Source organism: Streptomyces sp. NPDC002851 (assembly GCF_053591935.1).
On the sequence record NZ_JBSFUT010000002.1, the window covers coordinates 156,983 to 178,495 of the forward strand.

Below are 21,513 nucleotides of genomic sequence, written 5' to 3' on the forward strand. Positions count from 1 at the left end.
GGAGCCCGCCGATGGACGCCGCCTTCACCGCGGAGCAGGACGAGATCCGGCGCACCCTGCGCGAACTCATCGCCAAACGCGGCGGCCCGGACGAGGTCAGGGCAGCGGTACGCACCGCCGCCGGGCACGACACCGCACTCTGGCGCACCCTCGCGGGGCAGCTCGGCCTGCCGGGGCTCGCCCTCGCCGAGGAGTATGGCGGCGTCGGCTGCTCGGTCACCGAACTGGCCCTGGGGTGCGAGGAGTTGGGGCGTGGTCTGGTGCCTTCGCCGCTGCTCGCGACGTCCGTCCTGGCCGCGTCGTTGATCGGGCGGCTCGGTGGCGCGGAGCAGCGACGGCAGCTGCTGCCGCGGATCGCTTCCGGTGAGCTGACCGCCGCACTGGCCGTGCCCGGTGCCGGTCTCGCCGCCGCGCTCGGCCTGGCCGGTGAGCCTGCCGGGGACTGGGCGGGCGGCGGGCGTGCCGGTGGGGTGCAGGCCGCGTGCGACCAGGAGGGGTGGCGGCTCTACGGGCAGGCCGAGCAGGTGCTCGACGGGCACAGCGCCGACCTGCTCGTCGTCGCGGCCCACACCGGCGGCTTCGCGCGCTCGCGGACGCTGCTCTTTCTCGTCCGCACGGATGCGGCCTCGGTCAGCACGGCCCGGCTGACCGCCCTGGACGAGACACGGCCCCAGGCGAGGGTCGAACTCCGGGACGCCGAGGCCGAGTTGCTCGGCCCGGACGACGCCGCCGAGGTGGCCGCCGCGCTCGCCGCGACCGGCGACGGCGCGGCCGCCTGCCTCGCCGCGGAGGCGGTGGGCGCGGCGGACCGTGCGCTGGAGCTGACGGTCGAGTATGTGAAGCAGCGCGAGCAGTTCGGGCGGCCCGTCGGCTCCTTCCAGGCCGTGAAGCACCGTCTCGCCGATGTGTACGTGGCTGTGCAGGCGGCGCGTTCGGCGGCTTACTACGCGGCGTGGGCCGCCGGTACGGGAGACGAAGAAGGGGAGCGGGGCGAGCGGGGCGTCGGTGGGCTCGCGCTCGCGCAGGGGCTCGAGGCGCTGCGTACCGCCGCGGCGGAGGCCATCCAACTGCATGGCGGCATCGGCTTCACGTGGGAGCACGACGCCCAGCTCTACTTCAAGCGGGCGGCGGGCGACGAGTTGCTCTTCGGCCCGGTGCACCGGCTGCGGGCGCGGGCTGCGGAGCAGGCGGACCTGTTCGCGCCGTCGCCGTCGCCGTCGCAGGCGCCGTCGCAATCGCAGTCGCCGCCGCTGCCGGAGTCGCAGTCGTCGTCGCCCGAGCCTGCGGGTGCGCGAGAGGACGTGGTGGCGTGATGCCTCCCGGAATCCGTCTGGTCCAGAAGGTCTCGTCGACCCGGCTCTTCGCCCGCGTCGCGCCGCATTTCATCCCCGCGATGGACCGTGCGGTGCACCGGCTGACGCGCGGCAAGGTGATGCTGAGCGCCCAGATGCTGCCGGGCGTGATCCTGACGGCCAAGGGCGCGAAGTCCGGCCTGCCCCGGCGTACCCCGCTGGCCTGCATGCCGGAGGACGCCACCGGCACCTGGGTGCTCGTCGGCTCCAACTTCGGCCGCCCCGGTCACCCGGCGTGGACCGCCAACCTCCTTGCGCACCCTGAGGCTTCGATCAGCTGGAAGGGTGCGGACATCCCGGTCACGGCCCGGCTGCTCACGGGCGCGGAGCGGGCGGCGGCGTGGGAGGCGGTGCTGCGCTTCTGGCCGCCGTATGCCACGTATCAGAAGAGGGTGGAGCGAGAGATCCGCCTGTTCCGCCTGGAGAAAAGGACCGAGGGAGAGAAAAACGGGCGGCAGGCCCCCGGCCCGCCGCCCGCATGACAGAACGCTGTGTCCGAATCGCTACCTCGTCGGCTTCTTCCCCGTAATGCCCAGGTGCACCAAAAGCGCCAGATTCGGCTTGAGTTCGGCCTGCTTCACGCCCCAGGTCTGGAAGCCCTTCTGGTGCGAGGCCACCGCCGCGAGCATCGCCACGAGGGAGCCCGCCATCGCCGCGGCGCTGACGTCCTTGTCGACCTTGCCCTTGGACTGGAGCTCCTTGACCGTGTCCGTAAGGGAGTTGGTGACCGAGTTGAGGATTTTCATGCGGATCTTGTAGAAGCGTTTGTCGCCCTCGGCGGCGCCCAGGTCGACCACGCGCAGGATCGCCTCGTTCTTCCGCCAGAAGTCGAGGAACCCGTCGACCAGTTCCTGTGCCGCCTGCCAGCCCGCCTTGCCGACCCAGGAGCGTCCGGCCAGGACATCGGTCAACCCGGCGCCCTCCGTGGCCATTTGCTCCGCGATCTCGAGCACGGCGCCCTCGACGTCGGGGAAATACTGGTAGAAGGTCGCGGGCGAAGTGCCCGCCTTACGGGCCACGTCGATGACCTTGACGTCGCGGTACGGCGACGAACTCAGCATCTCGCTGAGGCAGTCGAGCAGCTTCTGACGGGTGGCCTGGCCGCGGCGTCCGGCCACGCGGCCATCGACGGTACGCACTTGTCCTGTCATGCCGTCAGCTTACCGAGGGGTGATCGGAGCGCGATTCGGCCGACTGCAAATGGGGCGGACGGGGCTTCGCGGGGGGCGGGGGTATGCGAGGGGGTGCGAGGGCTTCGGGGAGAGGGAGCGTGGCGCCGGTTTCCCACCCCGTTCACTCGTTCGAATTATTACGCTGCGCGGAGCCGACCGCGCCGTTACGTTGAGTTCATGGCCGATTCGCAGTCGAAGCCACCGCCGGGGCCGAAGCCGCAGTACCCGGACGGCGTGCCCTGCTGGGTGGACGCGCTGCTCCCGGACGTGGAGGCGGGCAAGCGCTTCTACGGCGCGCTGTTCGGCTGGACCTTCGACGAGGGCGCGCGCCTGAAGCGCGGGCACCCCGCGCAGGCGTACCACGGGAGGCGCGCGGTGGCCGCCCTCGCACCCAAACGTGACGGGCGCATGCCCACGACCTGGAACGTCTATCTCGCAACGGCCAATATCCACGCCACGGCCGGGCGGATCACGGCGGCGGGCGGACAGTTGATCATGGAGCCGTTCCCGATCGCCCCGTTCGGCACGATGGCGCTCGCCGCCGACCCCGAGGGCGCCGTCTTCGGCCTCTGGCAGGCCGGTACGCACCCCGGATTCGAGCGGCAGCGCGAGCCGGGCTGCTTCTGCTGGGCCGAGGTGTACGCGCGGGACAAGGTGGTGGTGGACCCGTTCTACGAGGGCGTTTTCGGGTACGTCGGGACCGATCTGCCCGCCGCGGAGGACGGGACATTCCCGGAGTTCCGCGTGTGGTCCCCGGCCGGGACCGCCGAGCCGGGACCCGCGACCGGGGTGGGCGGGCGGTCCCTGGTGTCGGGGCGGTTCCCGGCCGAAATGCCCGCGCATTTCCTCGTGTACTTCTGCGTCGCGGACTGTGATGCGGCGGCGGCCGCGGCGAGGCAGCTCGGCGGCCGGGTGCGCGCGGAGCCCTTCGACACCCCGTACGGACGGATGGCGGTCCTCGTCGACAACCAGGGCGCGGTCTTCGCCGTACTGCAGGAGCTGGAGCAGGAGCCGGAGCAGGGGCAGCGGTCGGAGCCGGAGTCGCACGGCTGAGGGGTCTTGATTTGACCCGTCGTGCCCTGTTCCGTGTGGAACATCCCTGTTTGCCCCTGGGTTCGCAACCATCGCCCGGTCCAGGAAGAATCAGGGTGCGTGCCGCCGATGCGGCCTGGTGGTGAGACCCTGACCCCTGGCGCGGTACGTCGCGGTCTCGTACGGGGAGGTGGCAGGCAAGTGGTGGAGCAGCTGACGCAGCACGATCCGAGGCGGATCGGCCCGTTCGAGGTGCTCGGCCGGCTCGGTGCCGGCGGCATGGGTCTTGTCTATCTCGCGCGCTCGGCCTCCGGCCGCCGCGTGGCGATCAAGACCGTCCGGAGCGAGCTCGCCGAGGACCAGCTCTTCCGCGTCCGCTTCACCCGCGAGGTCGAGGCGGCCCGTGCCGTCTCCGGCTTCTACACCGCGGCGGTCGTCGACGCCGACCCGCGCGCCGCGGTGCCGTGGCTCGCCACCGCGTACGTACCCGCGCCCTCGCTCGAAGAGATAGTGAATGAGTGCGGGCCGCTCCCGGCCCAGGCGGTGCGCTGGCTCGCGGCCGGTGTCGCCGAGGCGCTGCAGTCCATCCACGGCGCGGGGCTCGTGCACCGCGACCTGAAGCCGTCCAATGTGCTCGTGGTCGAGGACGGGCCGCGCGTGATCGACTTCGGGATCGCGTCCGGTGTCTCCAACACCCGTCTGACGATGACGAACGTCGCCGTCGGCACGCCCGCGTACATGTCCCCGGAGCAGGCCAAGGACTCGCGCAGCGTGACCGGGGCGAGCGATGTCTTCTCGCTCGGTTCCACGCTGGTCTTCGCCGCCACCGGACACGCGCCGTTCCACGGCGCCAACCCGGTCGAGACGGTCTTCATGCTCCTGCGCGAGGGCCCCGACCTGGAGGGCCTGCCGGACGAGCTGCGGCCGCTGATCGAGACCTGTATGCACATGGAGGCCGCGATGCGGCCCTCCCCGGCCGATCTCCAGGCCCAGCTCGCGCCGCATCTGTTCGCCGCGGGCTCCGACGACAGCGGTACGGCCTCGGCCTGGCTGCCGGACCGCGCGGTGACCCTGATCGAGTCGCGCCGCGGCGGCCGCCCGCGCGTCAAGTCGCCCAGCTCCGGCGGCGGTCGCAGCGGTGGCCGGGGCGGGCAGGCCGCGCCGCCCCCGCCCGCGCAGCCCGCCCCGCAGCCGCTGCCGAACGCGGTGCCGCCGTCCCAGCCGCTGCCGAACGAGGCACCGCCCGCGCAGGCCGTGGCCCCCTCGCAGGCCGTCTCCCCGTCCCAGGCCATGCCGCCCTCGCAGGCCATCCCTCCGCCGCCGTCGCAGGCCCCGGAGCCCGCACGCGCGCGGCACGAGGTGGGTGCGCAGGTCGCGGGCGGCCACCGCCCCGGAGCGGGCCCCGCCGTCGGCACGCCGCCCGACTCCGGTCCGGTACGGCTCCCCGGCTCCCCGGTGCCGATCGGCCCCGGCCCCCGGATCGCCGACGCCCGCGCCGCCGCCGAGCAGGCCGCCGGGGCGCCGGACGGCCAGCTCGCCGCGTCCTGGGCGCGGCCGGGCGCAGGCCAGGGCGCCGGAGCCGCAGCAGCCAGCACCGCCCCGGCTCAGGCCCCCGCCTCCCACAATGGCGCCGCCCCCGCGGAGCCCCAGGTTCCGCCGCAAGCGGCCCCCGAGGGCGCGCCCTGGCGGCCCTGGCGGTTCCGGATGTCCAACGACGTCTGGGGTACGCCGCACGTCGTGGGCGACCGGGTGTACGTCACCTCCTTCGAGGTGCACGCGCTCGATGTGGCCACCGGGCGGCGGCAGTTCAAGACCCGGGACGTCGCCTGGTCGATGGCGGTCGCGGACGGTCGTATCCACGCCTCCGACGGCCCGACCCTCTTCGCCCTCGACGCCACCGACGGCTCCGACCTGTGGCGTCTGCCCACCGACGCCTGGGTGTACGCGCTGCGCGCCGACCGCGGCACCGTCGTCACCGCGTCCCGCGGCGGCGGCGTCCAGGCGTGGGAGGCCGCGAACGGCGAGAAGCTGTGGGAGATCACCGGGGCCCAGACCGACTTCGAGACGCCGGAGGCCGGTCCGGTCATCCAGGACGGCACGGTCTACGTCTGGCAGAACGCCCGGCTCCGCGCCCTGGACGCCCGCACGGGCGTCGAGCGCTGGTCGTACCCCATCGGCGACGCGGCCTCCTGCGGCGGCGTACCGGTGCGCATCGCGCAGACCGACGCGAAGACCTCGGACGGCTATGTGTACGTCGCCGCGGGCACCCGGGTCCTCGCCCTCGATGTCGCCGCCGGTCACGTCCGCTGGCACTTCGAGGCCCCGGCGGTCTTCCTCTCCCCACCCGCGTTCGCGCCCGGCCCCGCGGTGACCGGTGGCGGGGTGTACCTCGCGGACTACCTCGGCACCGTGTACGCCCTGGACGCGACGGACGGCCGGGACCGCTGGCGGATCGCCACGGAGTCCCGCTCGTCCCTGGACCCGGTCCTGGTCACCGGCGGCCATGTGCACGTCGGCAGCGGCAACGGGCTCTACACCCTCGACGCGGTGACGGGCACGCCCAAGTGGCGGTTCCAGGCGGGCGGCGAGGTGATCGGCTCGCCGGTCGCCGCGGAGGGCCGTATCCACTTCGGCTCGGCCGACCACTGCCTCTACACCCTGGACGCGGTGGGCGGCCAGCTGCGCTGGAAGCTGGCGACCGGCGGTGAGATCACGGGCTCGCCCGTGGCCGAGGCCGGTGTCGTGTACGCGTGCAGCAAGGACCGTTGCGTGTACGCGCTCGACGCGGTGAAGGGCACGGGGACGGCCCGCTGAGCCCTGCGAGCTCCACCCCGGGGCAAGCACCCCGGGGCTACTGACAGGGACCGGTCAAGAAGTGGGTTCGGGCGCTGTTATGGTGACGTGCGCCCGCTTCCTTATGCGGGCCCAACAAGCGTAAGAACTCGGGCAATTCACGCATGCCCGTCTGTCACCTGTCGCTCGGGGGAATCACATGAAGCTCCGCCATGCCCGTTCCATAGCCGTCTTCGCGGTGGTCCTGGTCGCCCTGACCGGTGCCCGCCGCGGCAGTGGTGACGGCGGTGGTTGTGACGACCACAGCAGCTCGTCCGATTCCAGCTCCTCGGGCTCGTACAGCTCCGGTGGCTCCGGGAGCGACTACGACGACGACTCGCTGACCTCGGGCAGCAGCTCCAGCGGCAGCTCCAGCACGGGTACGACCGGTGGCGGGACGGACCAGGCCATCAACGACATCCGCATCACGGACTGCGTGATCGAGTCACTGAGTGACACCACCGCCGAGATCAAGTGGAAGTACGAGGTCACCAACTCCGGCGTGGACCCGGCCTCGTACAGTGGCAACTTCACCTTCAAGGACGACGCCGGGACCGTGGTGGCCGAGACGTCGTTCATCACCGGTGAGGTGTCGCCGGGCACGCCCCACACGGACGAGTCCACCGCCTTCGTCTCGGAGAGCGACGTGACCTCCGGGGACCTGGCCTCGCTCCAGGGCCGGTGCTACGTCGACGAGGCCGACAAGCTGTAAGCGGCACAAGCAAGCGACGCCCGCGAGCGCCCTCACCGCACCCGAAATCCCCCGCCCCGCCCCCCGAACAGCTCCGCCTGCCGCTCCGACGGAAGATTGCCGAGCCTGACGAGGTGCGGGGCGTGGGCGAGGGCGGCCGCGCGGGCCGCCTCCTTCGCGGACCACAGGGCGCGCACCGTGCCCCGTACCGCCTCGGTCGGATACTCCGCGATGGTCCGCGCGCACGCGAGCGCGGCGTCCAACGCGCCGCCGGGCGGGGCCAGTTCGGACACGAGCCCGGTCTCGTACGCCCGCCGCGCCGAGATCCGCTCGGCCGTCCCCATCAGCGCCATCCGCGCCACCTCGCCGTACGGCATCCGCTGCGCCATGAAGATCGACTCGTACGCGCTGACCATCCCGTACGTCGTATGCGGATCGAAGAACGTGGCGCGCTCGTCGGCGACGACGAACTCCGCCTCGCCGAGCAGATAGAAGGCCCCACCGCAGGCCATGCCGTTGACGGCGGCGATCACCGGGGTCCACAGGTCGCCCGCCTTCGGGCCGATGGTGAGCAGCGGATCGTCGATGGCGTACGCGGTGCTCGGCTGTGGCACGTCCACGGCCCGGTCGATCCCGGTACAGAAGGCCCGGTCACCGGCGCCGGTCAGGACGACGCAGCGCACCGTGTCGTCGTAGCGGAACCGCCGCCAGATCGCGGCGAGTTGGCGGGCGGTGTCGAGGTCGATCGCGTTGTGCTTGTCGGGCCGGTCGAGGGTGACGACGGCGACGCCGGTGTCCTTGTCGATGTCGGTACGCAGGGTCATGCGGTCACCGCTCCAGGATCCAGCGAGGCAGGGTGACGCCGTCGATGTCCTCGAAGATCACCTGCACCCGCGCTCCGATCCGCAGCCGCCCCGCCGGTACGGAGTTCAGCGGGGCGCCGGGGCCGCTGACCAGGTTCCCCGCAAGGCGTATCCGGGGCGCGTCGGCCAGCTCGACGACGATCGCGTTGAACCCGGGCAGGTCGGCGTAGGCGGGCAGCAGGGGCGGATGCGGAATGACGTACGACCAGATGCGGCCCTTGCCGCTCATCCGCCGCCACTCGCTGTCGAAGGACCGGCAGTGCGGGCAGCAGGGCCGGGGCGGGAAGCGCAACTCACCGCAGTCGGGCCGGGCGCACGCCTGGACGCGCAGCTCGCCGCGGGCGGCGTACTCCCAGAAGGGCGCGCCGTCGTCGTCGATGACGGGAGCCAGGAGGGTCCCGGGGCCGTCGGTAGGGGGCATGGTCGCTCCAAGTCAGGCTGTAGAGAGATCAGTTCCGCAGCAGTACGGCCGAGGTGGGCACGCCCTCGCCCGCCGTGACCAGGCAGGTGGCGGCGTCCGGGACCTGGGCGGTACTGGTGCCGCGCAGCTGCTTGACGCCCTCGTTGATGAGGTTGAAGCCGTGCACGTACGCCTCGCTGAGCCCGCCGCCCGAGGTGTTGAGCGGCAGCCGCCCGCCGATCTCCAGGGCCCCGCCCTCCGTGAACGCCCCGCCCTCGCCGCGCCCGCAGAACCCGTACCCCTCCAGGGAGAGCGGGATGAGCGGGGTGAACGCGTCGTAGATCTGCGCGACGTCGACGTCCTCGGGCCCGAAGTCGGCGGACTTCCACAGGTGTCGGGCGGCGGTCCAGGCGGGCCCGGTGAGCGGGTCGTCGTTCCAGTAGTTGACCATGCCGTGGTGCTGGGCGGGCAGTCCTTGCGCGGCGGCGTGTACGTACACGGGCCGCTGCCGACAGTCGCGGGCCCGCTCGGCCGGGACGAGCACGCACGCCAACGCCCCGTCGGTCTCCAGGCAGTTGTCGAACAGACACAGCGGCTCGCTGATCCAGCGGGCGGTCATATACATCTCGCGGGTCAGCGGCCGTTCGTACATCATCGCGGCCGGGTTCTGGTTGGCGCGGTTACGGCAGGCGAGGGCGACGTTGAAGAGGTGGTCGCGGGTCGCGCCGTACTCGTGCATATACCGGCGCGCGAGGATTCCGATCTCGTCGGCGGGCCGGAGCAGCCCGAAGGGCCGGGTCCACTGGGCGGGTGTGGGCAGTTGTACGGCGGTGTTGGTCCACGGCCTGCGGCCGCTGCCGCGCTTCCGGGACCGCCAGGCGACGCCGACGCTCGCCTGCCCGGTGGCGATGGCGGCGGCGAGGTGGGCGAGGGTGGCGCAGGACCCGCCCCCGCCGTACCCGACCTTGCTGAAGAAGGTGACGTCACCGGCGCCGATGGCCTTGGCGACCTCGACCTCGTCGGTCTCCTCCATGGTGTACGAGGCGAACGCGTCGACCTCGGACGGGGAGATCCCGGCGTCGTCGAGCGCCGCGAGAATGGCCCGACAGGCCAAGGCCCTCTCGGACTCGGGCAGTTGCTTGGAAAATGCCGTCTGCCCGATCCCGACTATCGCCGTGGCGTCCTTGAGCCCCCCTGCCGCAGGTCCAGCTGCCACTGCCATGCCCACCTCCGCGGTGTTCCCGGCCGTCGTCACTGCTGACAGCGGGGAAGGCTACAGCTAATCTGACGGATAGTCAGCTACTGCGGATGGGTAGTGCGGCTAGGTAGTGCGACTGGGTAGTGCGGATGGGTAGTCGAGTACAGGCACAAGTACCGGTACCGATAGTCGGTGGGAGGGGTGTGCGATGCACGGCGACCTGGAGTGGGGCAGCATCCCGGAACTCGTGCGGGCGGCGGCGCGGTGGTACGGGGAGCGGGAGGCGGTCGTCGAGGGCCGCAACCGGATCTCGTACGCCGAGCTCGGCGAGCGGGTGGAGCGTGCGGCGGCGGCGTGCATCGCGTCCGGCGTACGCACCGGGGACCGGGTCGCGGTCTGGGCCCCGAACACCCTCGACTGGATCGTCTCGGCCCTCGGCGCGGTCACCGCCGGGGCGGTCCTGGTCCCCCTGAACACCCGCTTCAAGGGCACGGAAGCGGCGTACGTACTGGCGAGGTCGCGGGCGAAGCTGCTGTTCGTGACGGGCACGTTCCTGGGTGCGTCGTACGTGGCGTCGCTGCGCCGCGCCACGACGGAGGGCGAGGGCCGCGGCCCGCTACCGGCGCTGCCGCACCTGGAGCAGGTGGTGGTCCTGGCGGACGACGCACCGGAGGACTTCCATACGTGGAAGGACTTCCTGGCGAGCGGGGACGGGGTGAACGGTGAACAAGTCAGCGCTCGGGCAGGGGAGTTGTCGGCGGACTCCCCCTCGGACATCATCTTCACCTCGGGCACGACGGGCCGCCCGAAGGGCGCGGTCATCACGCACGCACAGACCCTGCGCTGCTACGAGACCTGGAGCGACCTGGCGGGCCTGCGTGAGGGCGACCGCTATCTGATCGTGAACCCGTTCTTCCACACCTTCGGCTACAAGGCGGGCATCATCGCCTGCCTGATGCGCGGCGCGACGATGGTGCCGCAGCCGGTCTTCAACGTGGACACGGCCCTGGCGAACATCGCGGCGGAACGCATCTCGGTCCTGCCGGGCCCACCGACCCTGCACCAGGCGCTCCTGGACCACCCGGCGCGGGACAGCCACGACTTGTCGGCGCTGCGGCTGGTGGTCACGGGCGCGGCGGTGGTGCCGTTGCGGCTGGTGGAACGCTTGCGGCGAGAGCTTCGCATAGCCACGGTCCTGACGGCGTACGGCCTGTCGGAGGCGAGCGGCATCGTCACGATGTGCCGCCGCGGCGACGCCCCGGAGACCATCGCGGCCACATCCGGCCGAGCGATCCCGGACACGCGGGTACGGGTGGTCGCACCGTCCGGCGAGGACCTGCCCCCGGGCCGCCCGGGCGAGGTCCTGGTCCGCGGATACAACGTCATGAGCGGCTACTTCGAGGACCCGCAGGAAACGAAGAAGGTCCTGACGCCGGACGGCTGGCTCCGCACGGGCGATGTGGGCGTCCTGGACGAGGCGGGCAACCTCCGCATCACCGACCGCATCAAGGACATGTTCATCGTCGGCGGCTTCAACGCGTACCCGGCGGAGATAGAGCAGCTGTTGGGCCTCCACCCGGACGTGGCGGATGTGGCCGTGGTCGGCATCCCGGACCCCCGCCTCGGCGAGGTCGGCAAGGCGTACGCGGTCCGCCGCCCGGGCTCGACGCTGACGGCGGACGACCTGATCGCCTGGTCCCGACGGGAGATGGCGAACTACAAGGTTCCGAGAGAGGTCGAGTTCGTGCGGGAGCTGCCGCGTAACGCGTCGGGGAAAGTGGTGAAGGGCGAGCTGCGCACGTCCGTCAGCACCGGAGGCCGCCAGGCACGGTGACACCGTCGGCGCGCAGCCGCGGCTGTACGCACGGGTCGGTGAGGGCCGAGCCGATCCGACCCGGCCCCACCGGCTCACGAAAGGTCGTCAGGTTTTACGGTCGGCCAACACTCCGATCAGCCCCATGGTGAGGGCACAGGCGAAAGCGACACCGCCGGCGACGACATTGGTGACGATCACCGAGGCGGGGTGAGACTCGCGGGCGCCGGTCACGATGAAGGGGGCGAGGATGGTGAACACGCCGATCGCCGAGGCCGCCCAGCTCATGGCGTGCGTCCGCTGGAAGGCGGGGCCTAGGCCACTGCCCATGCAGTACGCGTACGCGAGTCCGGCGATCAGGTTGATGACGGTCAAGCCAGGCAGGGTCGCGTTGAAACCCACCATCCAGGCCGACGTCGCCAGGAACAGACCGACCAGCAGGCCGAGTCCCTCCAGAAACTGCACTGTCGACGTCGAGGCAGCCCGCTCGGAGCTGCTGCGCCGCAGCGCGAGCACGTCCGGGTGTTCCTCGATACCCGGAACTGTACGTTCGGTCACGTCAGACACCTCCCGTTTTCACCTCGAACCCACCGCACCCATGTTCACGGCGGGCGGAGATTGATCAGAAAGAGATATTGATCAGAAAGAGATAAAGAGGCGGAGAACGAAAGAGGAAGCGAAGAGGAGGATGGGGTCTCTTTATCCGTTTTTTATCCTCTTTTTCATAGTGAGCCCCCCTCCGGCCTGTGTCCAGCGGCAGCCGGCCCCGCCGGGTACCCCGCACATCCCGGAGGGGGTGCCAGGCCAGGACCGACGGCTATGGAGGCGTTACCCTCCGTGTCGACGCTGAGGTCCGAGGGCGGTGAGGTTCGTCAAAAGGCAGCTGTGGCTGGGGAGTTGACAGCTTTGTGCCGTGGCGTCAGAGTCCCGACTGATGGACATAAACGATCTTACGCAGACCGAGCTGCGGGTGTGGCAGGCCTTTCCCAAGGGCGTCTGCGTGGACTTCCGTACGGCGGATGGCGAGGGCGCGGCGGACGCGTCGGACGCGGCGCAGGGCGCGGACTGGGGCCCGGAGCGGACCGTACGGGCCGAGGTGCTGCGCGCCCTGCTCCTTAACGGCCCGCTGGAAGACGGCGAGATACCCGCCCTCAAACTGGCCGGCGCCCGCATCACCGGGCTTCTCGACCTGGCGTACGGCACGATCGACCACGCCATACGGCTGAGTGACTGCTTCTTCGAGAACGCACCCCTGCTGTACGCCTCCCGGCTGCGCCAGCTGAACCTGAGCGGCTCCGCACTGCCCGGCCTTGCCGCCGCCACCGTCCAGGTGGAGAGCATGGTGCAGCTGACCGGCTGCCGTTTCCGCGGGGCGGTGCGGCTCGGCGGGGCGCGGATCGACGGGGCGCTGTTCCTGGACGGATGCGCGATCACTCCGCCGGACACCGAGGAGCCCGCACTCGGGCTCGGCCATGCGACCATCGGCGACAATCTGTTCGCCCCTGGCCTGCGGACGCATGGCGGCGTCCTGCTCAGCGGCGCCTCGATCGACGGGTTGGTCACCCTCGACGACGCACGGCTCAGCCACCCGGACTGCGCCGCCCTCGACGCTCAGACGCTCGTAGTGGGAAGCGACTTGCGCCTGCGGCGCGTGCACGTACAGGGCTGGATCGGCCTCCGAGGCGCCCGCGTCGCCGGGCGGCTCGACCTGTCGTACGCACGCCTGTCGAACCCCGGGGACACGGCGGTGCGCGCGAGCAGCTGCACCATCGGGGAACTCTGGCTCCGCAGAGGCCCGGTCATCGAAGGCACCCTGAACCTGCGCCGCGCCCAGATCGACGTACTGTTCCTGGAACCGGAGGTACTCCCGGACCGGGTCCTCTTCAACGGCCTCGGCTACACCACCCTCACCCCGCACGAGCCCGCGGAGCGCCGCCTCCCCATGCTGGACAGGGAGGGCGAGGGCTATCTCCCGCACAACTACGAGCAGTTGACCGCGGCGTACCTCCGCGTCGGCGACGACCACGCCGCCCGCGTCGTCCAGCTCGCCAAGCTCCGCCGCCACCGCCGCACCCTGTCCATGCCCGGCCGCGCGTGGGGTCACCTCCAGGAGGTCACGGTCGGCTATGGCTTCCGCCCCGTGCTCGCCTGCGTCTGGCTCCTGTCCCTGCTCTCTGTCGGCACGGTGGCGTACGGCGTGCACCACCCCCGCCCACTCAAGGCTTCCGAGGCCCCCGAGTTCAGCCCGATGTTCTTCACCCTCGACCTGCTGCTGCCGGTGATCTCCTTCGGCCAGGAGGGCGCGTTCGACCCGACGGGCTGGCACCGGACGCTGTCCTACGCCCTCGTCATCGCCGGGTGGATCCTGGCGACGACGGTCTTCGCGGGCGTGACGCGGACGGTGAGCCGCCAGTGATCGGCGTGGGTCGCGCCATCCGCTCGCATCGCTATCGGGCAGGCGCCGCTGCCCCTGCGGTGATGCGCTGCGCACGCCGGTCGCATAGGCACACGTAGCGCGGCATAGTCGGGCGGCATGTGCTTCAAGAAGCGGTTTAAAAAGGGTTATTACACCTGATGGCATGAGAGACCATCCGAAAGGATGGCGAATCGTAACGGCGTTGCTACCTTCAGCGAGTGACGGAGCCGCCTGTTCCGGAACAGGGTGACCGGCTCGGTGTCAATCACATCGAGGCCCTCTGCCTGACGCGGGTTTGAGGGCCCGTCAGCATTGCTGACCACTGCAGAGAGGGGTTCACATGCGTCGCATCCTGGCCCGGCTCGCCCTCGTCCTCGGCCTGCTCGGCACGCTGCTGGGAGGAGCCGCGACCGCCGCCACGGCCAACGCGCAGTACCCGTACGCCCACATCGTCAACATCAAGACCGGCGGCAGCCTGCTGCCGCAGAACTGGGGCGATGGCTACCAGGACGGCTGGTTCCACTACGTCTGGGACCGCGGTAACACCCTCGGTGCCGACCAGTGGGACTTCGAGCACCTCGACGGCAACATCTACATCATCCGCAACACCAAGACCGGTATGTGCCTCAAGCCGGGCGCTCCCTGGTACAACAAGCCGCGGGTGACCGAGGGGTCCTGCGGTACCGGTCTGGAATTCCAGTGGGACCTGACCGTGCGGCCCTGGGACGGCGCGTACAAGATCCGCAGCCTTTCCGCGCGCCAGGTCATGACCCCGTACTACGGCAACGGCCTGGGTGAGGTCGTCGTCCTCGAACCGGACAGCAGCGTCGAGAAGGTCTGGTGGTCCATCGACAACCTGTGAGCCGCCCGCTTCCACCCGGTCGGCGGCGCGACCACGACAGCCCCTCCCCCCCCCCCGGGGTGGGGGCTGCTCCCTGCCCCGGGACCCCGGGATGGTTCACCGGGATGGTTCATCGGTAGCGCTTCAGCTCACCGGGCCGCGCAAAGTAGAAGCCCCGCGGCTCTTCGTCTTCACCGGCCCCGTCGCCCCCGTGCCCACCCCCGCACAGGCATGGCGCCCCCTGCCCTTCGGCCAGCTGACCGCCGTTGAGCACCGGCTTGCCGTCGAAGCGCCGACCGCTGAAGCCGAACAGATGCGTCCCCCGGCCCAGCCGCATCAGCCCCACCACGACCCGCGCCGCCGGAACGGGCAGTCCGCCGGATACGAGGGGCACGCGGAGGAAGAGGTTGCTCTTCTCCCGCGCGGCGGGACCTGTCCACAGGGCAACGATCACAGAAGCCGAGCCCGAGCCCGAGCCCGAGTCCGGGTCCGGTCCTGGTTCCGGGACGCATCCTCGTACGAAGTACGGCTTGGCCACCGGCGCGACCGTGTAGTGCCACAACGCGGCGGCAACGGCACGCTGCGCCCGGGCGAGGCATTGCGGAGAGCAGGTCGGCTGACCCGGGACGGGCACTTCCTCATCCTCCTGCGATAGACGGCGATGACGCAGATGACGGTGAATTCTCCCCGTGCTGCTGGAGGAGGCGCGACAGAGGGCAGGGCAGGGGGCCAGGCCGGGCGCCAGGTTCCGCGCGGTTCGGGCAGGTCCCCTGAGTGGGCGAGATCTCGCCATCATTCATACGAGGTCAGTGAAGTAGTGCGGGTAATGGGTGTGTTGCTTCGAGACCTGTTCGGGCGTGAGGTCGGGGACGCTCATGTTTCCCGTGATCAGCACCTCATGGTTCGCCCATGACCCCACGTCGCTTCGGCGCCCGCCCGGTTCCATCCGCCAATCCGCGGTGGGCAGATTCGCGACGATGTCGGCTTGCATGATGAAGGCGCGGGTTGCCTGAGTGATGATCCATTGCGCTCTCTCTTGGTCTCGCGCGGACTCTCGGCAGCATCGGGCCGCCAGCTGCCAGAGCGTGGCCCACTGAACTCCCGGTGTCAGCGGACCGACGTACGCGATCTGGTGGTCGTCCACGAGCTTCGACGCGTAGCCGAACACCGGGCCGAAAATGCTGAAGGCCGTCACTCGGCCTTGCCCTTTGTGGGCGGCTTCCGGCATGAAGTTCCTTCCGGAGGTGCCCGGACGCGCGAGCCCGGGCACCGGTGCTCGAACAGCTAGCAGCAGGGGCCGTCGCCGCAGCAGGTCGGTTCGTTGCACTCGGCAGCCGTGTGCCACAGCCGCTCATCCACCTCGAATCCTGCGTCCTTGATCCGGTCCACGACCGAGACCATGAGGCCCCGGGTACGCACCTTCGAGTTGGGCATGTGGTGCAGAAAGCGTCCGAAGTTCTCGTGGCACCAGTCGGTGTACTCGATGCTGTGGAGTATGAAGGTGTGCCAGGCCGGATCGACTTCCTTCGATGGGGCGAGGGTGTCTTCCGTGCGGGTCGTGCCCATGACCCACAGGAACGCCAGCCCCTGATCCATGATCCGGTCGGCCATGCTGTGTTCGAGGCCGTACTCATCGGCGCAGAAGTCCACCAGGTGCTTGAACAGCTTCTCGGGGACGAGTTCACGGCCTCGCCGTGCCTTTACCTGACGTTCAAGGGCGACTGTCATGTGTCTCTTCCCTTCTAAGGGAGGAAGTTGGGTTCAGTCCTGGCAGCTCAGGAGAAGTGCGGGTGTTTGGCCACGACCGTGACGCCGGGGCCGTCAGCTACGGCGCGACCACGGATGAGTTCCTGCAGGGGCGAGCGTGAACCGCACAGCGCGTTGGTCAGGCGCTCGCTCAGCAATTTCGCTTCGGCGGGCAGGAGGACCATGTCCGTGTCTGCCATGTGCTGACCGTTCTTGGTCAGCCAGACCGGGATGAGAATGTGTCCCGCATCGCCCTGGTAGGCCGGGCGGCTGGGGATCGGATCTACGCGCCAGCCCTTTGGGGTGGCCGGATTCCTTGGCTTCTTTGGCCTTGGCGTGGTCGGCATGACCTCATCGTTCCGAACCCCGCGGTGTTCTTACAGCCCTATTCGCGTTGTGGGGTATCCGATCAAGAACGGCAATCGGCTGACCATTCCTGAAGAAGGCTTCTGAGTTGTTCACCGAATAGGGCGTGTCGCTCGTACAGGCCGAATACTTCGAGATGCTCGGCAACGTCCCGGATGTCCTGAAACGCGATTCGGCCCGTGAATGTCTCAACGGTTGCGAGTCGCTGGTCGTAGACCGTGAACGTGTTCATGGGGCCGCGCGCCACCATCGTGCCCACGGGTATGACGCCGATGCGGACGTTAGGGAGACGGGATACCGAGGCCAAGCGGTCCATTTGTATGGCCATGGCCGCCGGGGGGACCACGGCCCACCTGACGGCCTGCTCCGTCAGCAGAAACGTGAACTGCTTGGTGTGGTCGTAGAGGAGCGATTGCCGTTCAAGCTTCCTGGCCACCGTCATGGAGATGTCGACCGGCGCATGGCCGAGGCTTGCCCGGATGTATTCAGGCGTTGCAAGCAGCCCGGTCACCATTGCAGGCAGGAAGTAGCGGAGCACTCTGGCTTCTGCTTCAAGTCCCGCCAGTTCCGCTTGTCGCTTCTCCAGCCCTCGCCGCCACGATCTCCGTTTCCCTTGCCATTCCGTGTTGGCGAGCCGGGCGAGGGCGGCCACCTCTGCGACCCGCTCCGGTGGGGCGTCAAGTGCTCGGAGGATCAGCTCGACATCGACAAGAGTCGGTATGAGCTTCCCGCTTTCAATGTTGCTGATCTTGGTTTGCGACATGTTGCAGCGCTTGGCGAGCCAGACTTGTGTACGGCTGGCTCGCCTGCGTGCTTCGCGGAGCGTCTCAGCCAGGTCGGCCTTGGACTGACCCAGCTGCCCCGGTTCAAACGTCAAGACCCTTCACGTACTCCTCGAAAGGCACGGCGTGATCCAGTGCGATCCGCTTCCAGTTCCGGTAGGGCGCGGGATCGCCGTCGTATGCCTCGCGGTTGATCTGTGTGCCGTCCGGCCGGTAGTTGAGGTGAGCGATGCGGGACTCGTCGAACATCCACCAGTCGCGGCAGGAGAGGGGCAAACCGAAGTCGCTCTGTGTCACATCCAGGATGCGGATGTCCTCCCCGGCCGAGATGTTGCCGGGGATACCCCATGCGAACTGATACCGCTGGTAGTCGGTGAGCGGTTGGCGCACGACACGGACACGGCCGATGCTTCTGCCGGATTTGACGAAGCCGCGAACTCGTTCGTGCCAGCGTGCGTTGTGGCCCACGGGCTTACCCCCGCCCCGCAGGAAGCGCGCCACATTCTCCTGTTCCTTGGGCATGGTGTAGGTCGGCTGAGCCTCGAACCGCCATGCCTCCCGCTCAAAAGCGTCGAAGAATCTGCGCCAGTCTTCACCATCCAAGAGCACGGACAGCCTCCCTGAGCACGTGCTCGGGAATCTCGACCAGACCTTCTCCGGCGGCCGGAGCGAAGGCCTCGGATACCTCGCCCTGGATGATGAGAGAGCCGCGCGCCGTTCGGTAGATGTTGGGGCAGTCGTCGTCGTCACAGTTCGGGCCGCCGACGCTGCCAGTAAGTCGGGTCAGTTCTTCTCGAGCCATGCTGAACTCCCAGTTTCGTGAGCCCATTTGGTCGGGTCGTGATGACCGTACGAGGAGGCGGACAGGCTCGTCCATGCGACAGCGCGGATATTCGCGTTGTCGGGTAAAACGGGGCTGACCAGGGCTCAGAGCAGGTGGTCGGCCTTGCCCGCCTTGATGTCGCGGATGAGGGTGCGGAGGGCTTCGTGGGTGTCGGTGAGGTAGTGGTCCTCTTGGCCTGCTACGGCGATGTAGGCGTTGCCCTCGGGGTCGGTGCCGAGGCGGAAGCAGTGGGCTGCTTCTCCGCAGAAGGGATCTTCCCAGTTGATGGCGGACACGGTTGTCTCCCTTAGATGTCGCGGGCCAGAGCGTGGATGAAGTCGCGGGAGGCCGTGGGCGTCATGGCGACCTGCTCCATGGCCTCCAGCTGAGCTCTGTACTTCCGCAACTGCATCTCTGCATCCATAAATTCCGGGCCGTGTGTGCTGTCCAGCTCTACGGTGTCGAGCGCGGGCACGGTGGCTTCGGCGTAGGTAACCGTCTGACCGGCACCAGGGAAGCTCCCGGCCTTGAAGGGAATGACCCGCAGGCTCACGGAGTCCCGCTCGGAGATGCCCAGCAGGTGTTGCAACTGCCGACGCGCAACTGCCGCGCCGCCGAACTCCATGCGCAGCGCGGCCTCGTGCACGATCATGTCGAGCTCGGGTGGGTTGGGGCGTTCGAGGACCTGTCGACGGTCCATGCGATGTGCCACGCGTACGTCGATGTCCGCATCGGGTAGCCGGGGGATGACCGCCTCGAAGAGGGCGCGGGCACGCTCCTCGGTCTGCACCATGCCGGGCAAGTGCACGGTAAGTGCCACACGTAGGCGTTTCGCGTGCCACTCCAGCTCTGCGATGTCGAGGAAACTGGCCGGGAGTTGACCCTGGTACGACTCCCACCAGCCCTTCTCGCGCTCGGTGGCCATCGCGGCAAGTGCGTCCACGAAGTCGGTGTCCGGGCAGCCGTAGTTGGAGGCGAGCGTGCGCACCCGCTCGGCGCTGACGCCGGATCGGCCGGACTCCATGTTGGGCACGTTCGTACGGGGCACGCCCAGAAGGCCCGCGGCGAACTCCGTCGTCATCCCGGCCGCGACCCGCATCTTCCGCAACTCCGCGCCCAGGCGCCGTTGTCGCTCCGTGGTCGTGCTCCTTGGCGACATGAGCCCCTCCTGTTCGGCATCGCGCTCAGTCTGCCGCCGAGCCCGGCGCCGGGTCCACTGAAGGTGGACTGAATTCGGGAAGGGGTAGTACATGTACTCTGCGATGCCCTACGGTGAGTAATGCCACGCTCACGCAAGCCGTAAGCGGAAGCGCATCACACGAGCCTGCCCGCAACTCCATCCCTGGGAGGGGCGGGCCGTGTCAGGGAGACAGGCCACCGCTCGCGGCCATCGGCACATCAACACCGCCAACACCTCTACTGGACAAAGGAGTCCACCATGCTCATCGCCGCTGCCTGCACGACTCCCCACGCAGACGACCTCGCCTCCTCGACCCCACCCGCCCCCGACGAACTCGCCTACAGCCTCACCCTCCCCGCCGCGCTGACCAGCCCGTCCGTCGCCCGCGCCGCCGCACGCCGCATGCTGGCGGCCCACGGACTGCAGGGCGCGGCCGACGCGACGTTGCAGGCGGTCGGCGAACTCACCGCCTGCGCCTGCCGTTTCACGGCGGCCGAGGCGGTCTATCTATCCCTCCGCTACCGGGACGGAACGATCAGGATCACGCTCCACGACTCCCATCCGCGCCACACCAGCCGCCACTTGGCCGCCGCCTGTGACCGTGCGCGCGGTGCGGTCCTCGGGCTCCTGGACTGTGTGGTGGAGGAGTGCGACGGCGACTGGGGATTCGGTGAGGCTCGGGAGCCGGGCGGCGACGGTGGTACGCGGATGTGGGCGGTGCTGCCGTGTGCGGGAGCCAGGCGGTACGGAGGTGAACGGTTGCCGTAAGTGGTAATCCGTACCTAGGCTTATTACATGTCGCATCTGGTACGGCAAGCAGGTGACGGGGATATCGGCGAACTCGTACGGCTGCGGGGGCTGTTGTTCGAGACGCTGGGCGGTGAATTCTTCAACCCCTCGTCCGGGGACGACGGGTGGCGGGCGGCGCTCGTGGAGGTTCTCAAGGAGCAGCTGACGGCCGACGATGTCCGGATTCTCGTCGTGGATGGGGAGGGGGACGGGCATGGGCTTGGGGGCGATGGCGGGTGTCTCGCTGCGTGTGGGATCGGGATCGTTCAGCAGCGGCTGCCGGGGCCGCATCTACGTAACGGGCGCATCGGGGAGGTCATCGGCGTCGTGACCGACCCGGCGTATCGGCGACGCGGCTACAGCCGGGGGATCATGCGCGGGCTGCTCGACTGGTTCCGGGAGCGTGACGTCGCGCGGGTGGATCTGCACGCCTCGGCCGAGTCCGAGCCGCTCTATCGGGACCTGGGGTTCGACAACCACCCTGATCCGTCGCTCTGTTGGCGACCCTGACCCTGACCCCGATCCTGACCCTGACCACTCTGACTCCCCGCCGGTCTACGTGCACCCTGTGGGCAGGGCGTCCCCGCGGGCGCGCAGGTGTCGCAGGGCATCGGCGAAGGAGTAACAGTCGAAGAGCGCTGAGTGCTCCTGCCTCTGACCGCGCCCCTGACCCTGCCCGGCCATGGGCTTGGGCAGGGCGAGCACCTCCCATAGTCGGCCGACGTTCGCCTCGGACGTCTCGGGCGCGACGGTGTTGAGCCAGGGCCGGATGTTCAGAAAGGCGGCGTCGAGAAAGCTGCCCTTGATCTCGTCGCCGCGTGCTCGCGCCCAGGCGAGGTTCTCCCCGAGAACCACCATGTCGTTGCCGTACGAGAGCACGGTCTGCCCCCGGCAGAATCCGAGCAGTTCGCTCAGGGCTTCGGCGGGGTCTGCTCCTTCCCGGTCCACCAACTCCTGTTCGATGCCGGTGAGTTGGGTGAAGTAGTCCGAGAGTTGAGGATTCGCGATGGGCCGCACCAGCGCCTCGTACTCCTCAAGGATGGCGCAGTCCTCGCTCAGCCGTAGGGCCCCGATCTGCACGATTTCGCGCAGCTGCCCGGGGGCCGTCCAGCCCTGTTCCAGGGCGCCGGGCCAAGTGGTGAATTCAAGGTCGAATACGACGAACGTCGTCGGAGCGGCTGCCATGCCAGCACCATGGCAGAACCCGGGCCTGACAC

25 protein-coding genes are annotated in these 21,513 nt (G+C 69.4%); 10 read left to right on the forward strand and 15 right to left on the reverse strand.

Annotated elements, in window-relative coordinates; all coding sequences use genetic code 11:
• The first annotated feature begins 11 nt into the window (after positions 1–11).
• Together ACWD10_RS02570 and ACWD10_RS02575 are read left to right on the forward strand one after the other, a co-directional pair.
• Positions 12–1,313, forward strand: a complete 1,302-nt coding sequence (locus ACWD10_RS02570; RefSeq protein ID WP_451086170.1) for an acyl-CoA dehydrogenase family protein — start codon at positions 12–14, stop codon at positions 1,311–1,313.
• Complete coding sequence (locus tag ACWD10_RS02575; RefSeq protein WP_451086172.1) at positions 1,313–1,834, forward strand: nitroreductase family deazaflavin-dependent oxidoreductase; 522 nt, start codon at positions 1,313–1,315, stop codon at positions 1,832–1,834. Before ACWD10_RS02570 ends, ACWD10_RS02575 begins: the two co-directional genes overlap by 1 nt.
• 21 nt (positions 1,835–1,855) lie before the next feature.
• On the opposite strand, the gene ACWD10_RS02580 is transcribed toward ACWD10_RS02575, so the two are convergent.
• Positions 1,856–2,503, reverse strand: a complete 648-nt coding sequence (locus ACWD10_RS02580; RefSeq protein ID WP_451086174.1) for a TetR family transcriptional regulator — start codon at positions 2,501–2,503, stop codon at positions 1,856–1,858.
• Positions 2,504–2,701: 198 nt separating this feature from the next.
• Here ACWD10_RS02580 and ACWD10_RS02585 point away from each other — a divergent pair, with 198 nt between their 5' ends.
• The 3 genes from ACWD10_RS02585 to ACWD10_RS02595 all read left to right on the forward strand — a co-directional run bounded on the left by ACWD10_RS02585 (position 2,702) and on the right by ACWD10_RS02595 (position 7,100).
• Positions 2,702–3,577: a VOC family protein gene (locus ACWD10_RS02585; protein WP_451086176.1), complete on the forward strand. Its 876-nt coding sequence runs from the start codon at positions 2,702–2,704 to the stop codon at positions 3,575–3,577.
• Positions 3,578–3,757: 180 nt separating this feature from the next.
• Positions 3,758–6,370 (forward strand): outer membrane protein assembly factor BamB family protein, encoded by a 2,613-nt coding sequence (locus ACWD10_RS02590; protein ID WP_451086178.1) that lies wholly within the window; start codon positions 3,758–3,760, stop codon positions 6,368–6,370.
• Between the two features lie 178 nt (positions 6,371–6,548).
• The gene (locus tag ACWD10_RS02595; RefSeq protein WP_451086180.1) at positions 6,549–7,100 is read left to right on the forward strand and encodes a hypothetical protein; all 552 of its coding nucleotides are present in this window, start codon (positions 6,549–6,551) and stop codon (positions 7,098–7,100) included.
• Between the two features lie 32 nt (positions 7,101–7,132).
• On the opposite strand, the gene ACWD10_RS02600 is transcribed toward ACWD10_RS02595, so the two are convergent.
• The 3 genes from ACWD10_RS02600 to ACWD10_RS02610 are packed head-to-tail and all read right to left on the reverse strand — an operon-like array spanning position 7,133 to position 9,564.
• On the reverse strand, positions 7,133–7,903 hold the full coding sequence (locus ACWD10_RS02600; RefSeq protein ID WP_451086182.1) for an enoyl-CoA hydratase/isomerase family protein: 771 nt from the start codon (positions 7,901–7,903) through the stop codon (positions 7,133–7,135).
• 4 nt (positions 7,904–7,907) lie between these two features.
• The gene (locus ACWD10_RS02605; RefSeq protein ID WP_451086184.1) at positions 7,908–8,363 is read right to left on the reverse strand and encodes a Zn-ribbon domain-containing OB-fold protein; all 456 of its coding nucleotides are present in this window, start codon (positions 8,361–8,363) and stop codon (positions 7,908–7,910) included.
• 28 nt (positions 8,364–8,391) lie between these two features.
• The gene (locus ACWD10_RS02610; RefSeq protein WP_451086186.1) at positions 8,392–9,564 is read right to left on the reverse strand and encodes a lipid-transfer protein; all 1,173 of its coding nucleotides are present in this window, start codon (positions 9,562–9,564) and stop codon (positions 8,392–8,394) included.
• Between the two features lie 184 nt (positions 9,565–9,748).
• On the opposite strand from ACWD10_RS02610, the gene ACWD10_RS02615 reads away from it, so the two are divergent.
• Positions 9,749–11,374, forward strand: coding sequence for a FadD3 family acyl-CoA ligase (locus tag ACWD10_RS02615; RefSeq protein WP_451086188.1), 1,626 nt, complete (start codon positions 9,749–9,751; stop codon positions 11,372–11,374).
• 87 nt (positions 11,375–11,461) lie between these two features.
• On the opposite strand, the gene ACWD10_RS02620 is transcribed toward ACWD10_RS02615, so the two are convergent.
• Positions 11,462–11,920, reverse strand: coding sequence for an SPW repeat domain-containing protein (locus tag ACWD10_RS02620; RefSeq protein ID WP_451086190.1), 459 nt, complete (start codon positions 11,918–11,920; stop codon positions 11,462–11,464).
• A gap of 367 nt (positions 11,921–12,287) precedes the next feature.
• Here ACWD10_RS02620 and ACWD10_RS02625 point away from each other — a divergent pair, with 367 nt between their 5' ends.
• Complete coding sequence (locus ACWD10_RS02625) at positions 12,288–13,769, forward strand: membrane-associated oxidoreductase (protein WP_451086192.1); 1,482 nt, start codon at positions 12,288–12,290, stop codon at positions 13,767–13,769.
• Positions 13,770–14,109: 340 nt separating this feature from the next.
• Complete coding sequence (locus ACWD10_RS02630; RefSeq protein ID WP_451086194.1) at positions 14,110–14,631, forward strand: RICIN domain-containing protein; 522 nt, start codon at positions 14,110–14,112, stop codon at positions 14,629–14,631.
• A gap of 109 nt (positions 14,632–14,740) precedes the next feature.
• Here ACWD10_RS02630 and ACWD10_RS02635 read toward each other — a convergent pair whose 3' ends face one another.
• The 9 genes from ACWD10_RS02635 to ACWD10_RS02675 all read right to left on the reverse strand — a co-directional run bounded on the left by ACWD10_RS02635 (position 14,741) and on the right by ACWD10_RS02675 (position 19,486).
• Positions 14,741–15,244, reverse strand: coding sequence for a hypothetical protein (locus ACWD10_RS02635; RefSeq protein WP_451086195.1), 504 nt, complete (start codon positions 15,242–15,244; stop codon positions 14,741–14,743).
• A 162-nt stretch (positions 15,245–15,406) separates the two neighbouring features.
• A complete protein-coding gene (locus ACWD10_RS02640) occupies positions 15,407–15,838 on the reverse strand; it encodes a hypothetical protein (protein WP_451086197.1) in 432 nt (143 codons plus the stop codon).
• A gap of 56 nt (positions 15,839–15,894) precedes the next feature.
• Positions 15,895–16,338 carry a glycine-rich domain-containing protein gene (locus tag ACWD10_RS02645; protein ID WP_451086199.1) on the reverse strand — a complete coding sequence of 148 codons (444 nt, stop codon included), beginning with the start codon at positions 16,336–16,338 and terminating at the stop codon, positions 15,895–15,897.
• A 47-nt stretch (positions 16,339–16,385) separates the two neighbouring features.
• Positions 16,386–16,703, reverse strand: a complete 318-nt coding sequence (locus ACWD10_RS02650; RefSeq protein WP_451086201.1) for a hypothetical protein — start codon at positions 16,701–16,703, stop codon at positions 16,386–16,388.
• Positions 16,704–16,765: 62 nt separating this feature from the next.
• Entirely contained in the window at positions 16,766–17,599 is an 834-nt protein-coding gene (locus tag ACWD10_RS02655; protein ID WP_451086203.1) for a helix-turn-helix domain-containing protein, read from the reverse strand.
• Positions 17,589–18,113, reverse strand: coding sequence for a DUF6879 family protein (locus ACWD10_RS02660; RefSeq protein ID WP_451086205.1), 525 nt, complete (start codon positions 18,111–18,113; stop codon positions 17,589–17,591). Before ACWD10_RS02660 ends, ACWD10_RS02655 begins: the two co-directional genes overlap by 11 nt.
• Complete coding sequence (locus ACWD10_RS02665) at positions 18,097–18,306, reverse strand: hypothetical protein (RefSeq protein ID WP_451086207.1); 210 nt, start codon at positions 18,304–18,306, stop codon at positions 18,097–18,099. Before ACWD10_RS02665 ends, ACWD10_RS02660 begins: the two co-directional genes overlap by 17 nt.
• Positions 18,307–18,431: 125 nt before the next feature.
• Positions 18,432–18,623 carry a hypothetical protein gene (locus tag ACWD10_RS02670; protein ID WP_451086209.1) on the reverse strand — a complete coding sequence of 64 codons (192 nt, stop codon included), beginning with the start codon at positions 18,621–18,623 and terminating at the stop codon, positions 18,432–18,434.
• 11 nt (positions 18,624–18,634) lie between these two features.
• Entirely contained in the window at positions 18,635–19,486 is an 852-nt protein-coding gene (locus tag ACWD10_RS02675) for a helix-turn-helix domain-containing protein (protein ID WP_451086211.1), read from the reverse strand.
• A 279-nt stretch (positions 19,487–19,765) separates the two neighbouring features.
• On the opposite strand from ACWD10_RS02675, the gene ACWD10_RS02680 reads away from it, so the two are divergent.
• Both ACWD10_RS02680 and ACWD10_RS02685 read left to right on the forward strand, forming a co-directional pair.
• On the forward strand, positions 19,766–20,275 hold the full coding sequence (locus tag ACWD10_RS02680) for an ATP-binding protein (RefSeq protein ID WP_451086213.1): 510 nt from the start codon (positions 19,766–19,768) through the stop codon (positions 20,273–20,275).
• Positions 20,276–20,302: 27 nt separating this feature from the next.
• A complete protein-coding gene (locus tag ACWD10_RS02685; RefSeq protein WP_451086215.1) occupies positions 20,303–20,806 on the forward strand; it encodes a GNAT family N-acetyltransferase in 504 nt (167 codons plus the stop codon).
• Positions 20,807–20,851: 45 nt separating this feature from the next.
• On the opposite strand, the gene ACWD10_RS02690 is transcribed toward ACWD10_RS02685, so the two are convergent.
• A complete protein-coding gene (locus ACWD10_RS02690; protein ID WP_451086217.1) occupies positions 20,852–21,481 on the reverse strand; it encodes an exonuclease domain-containing protein in 630 nt (209 codons plus the stop codon).
• Between the last annotated feature and the right edge of the window lie 32 nt (positions 21,482–21,513).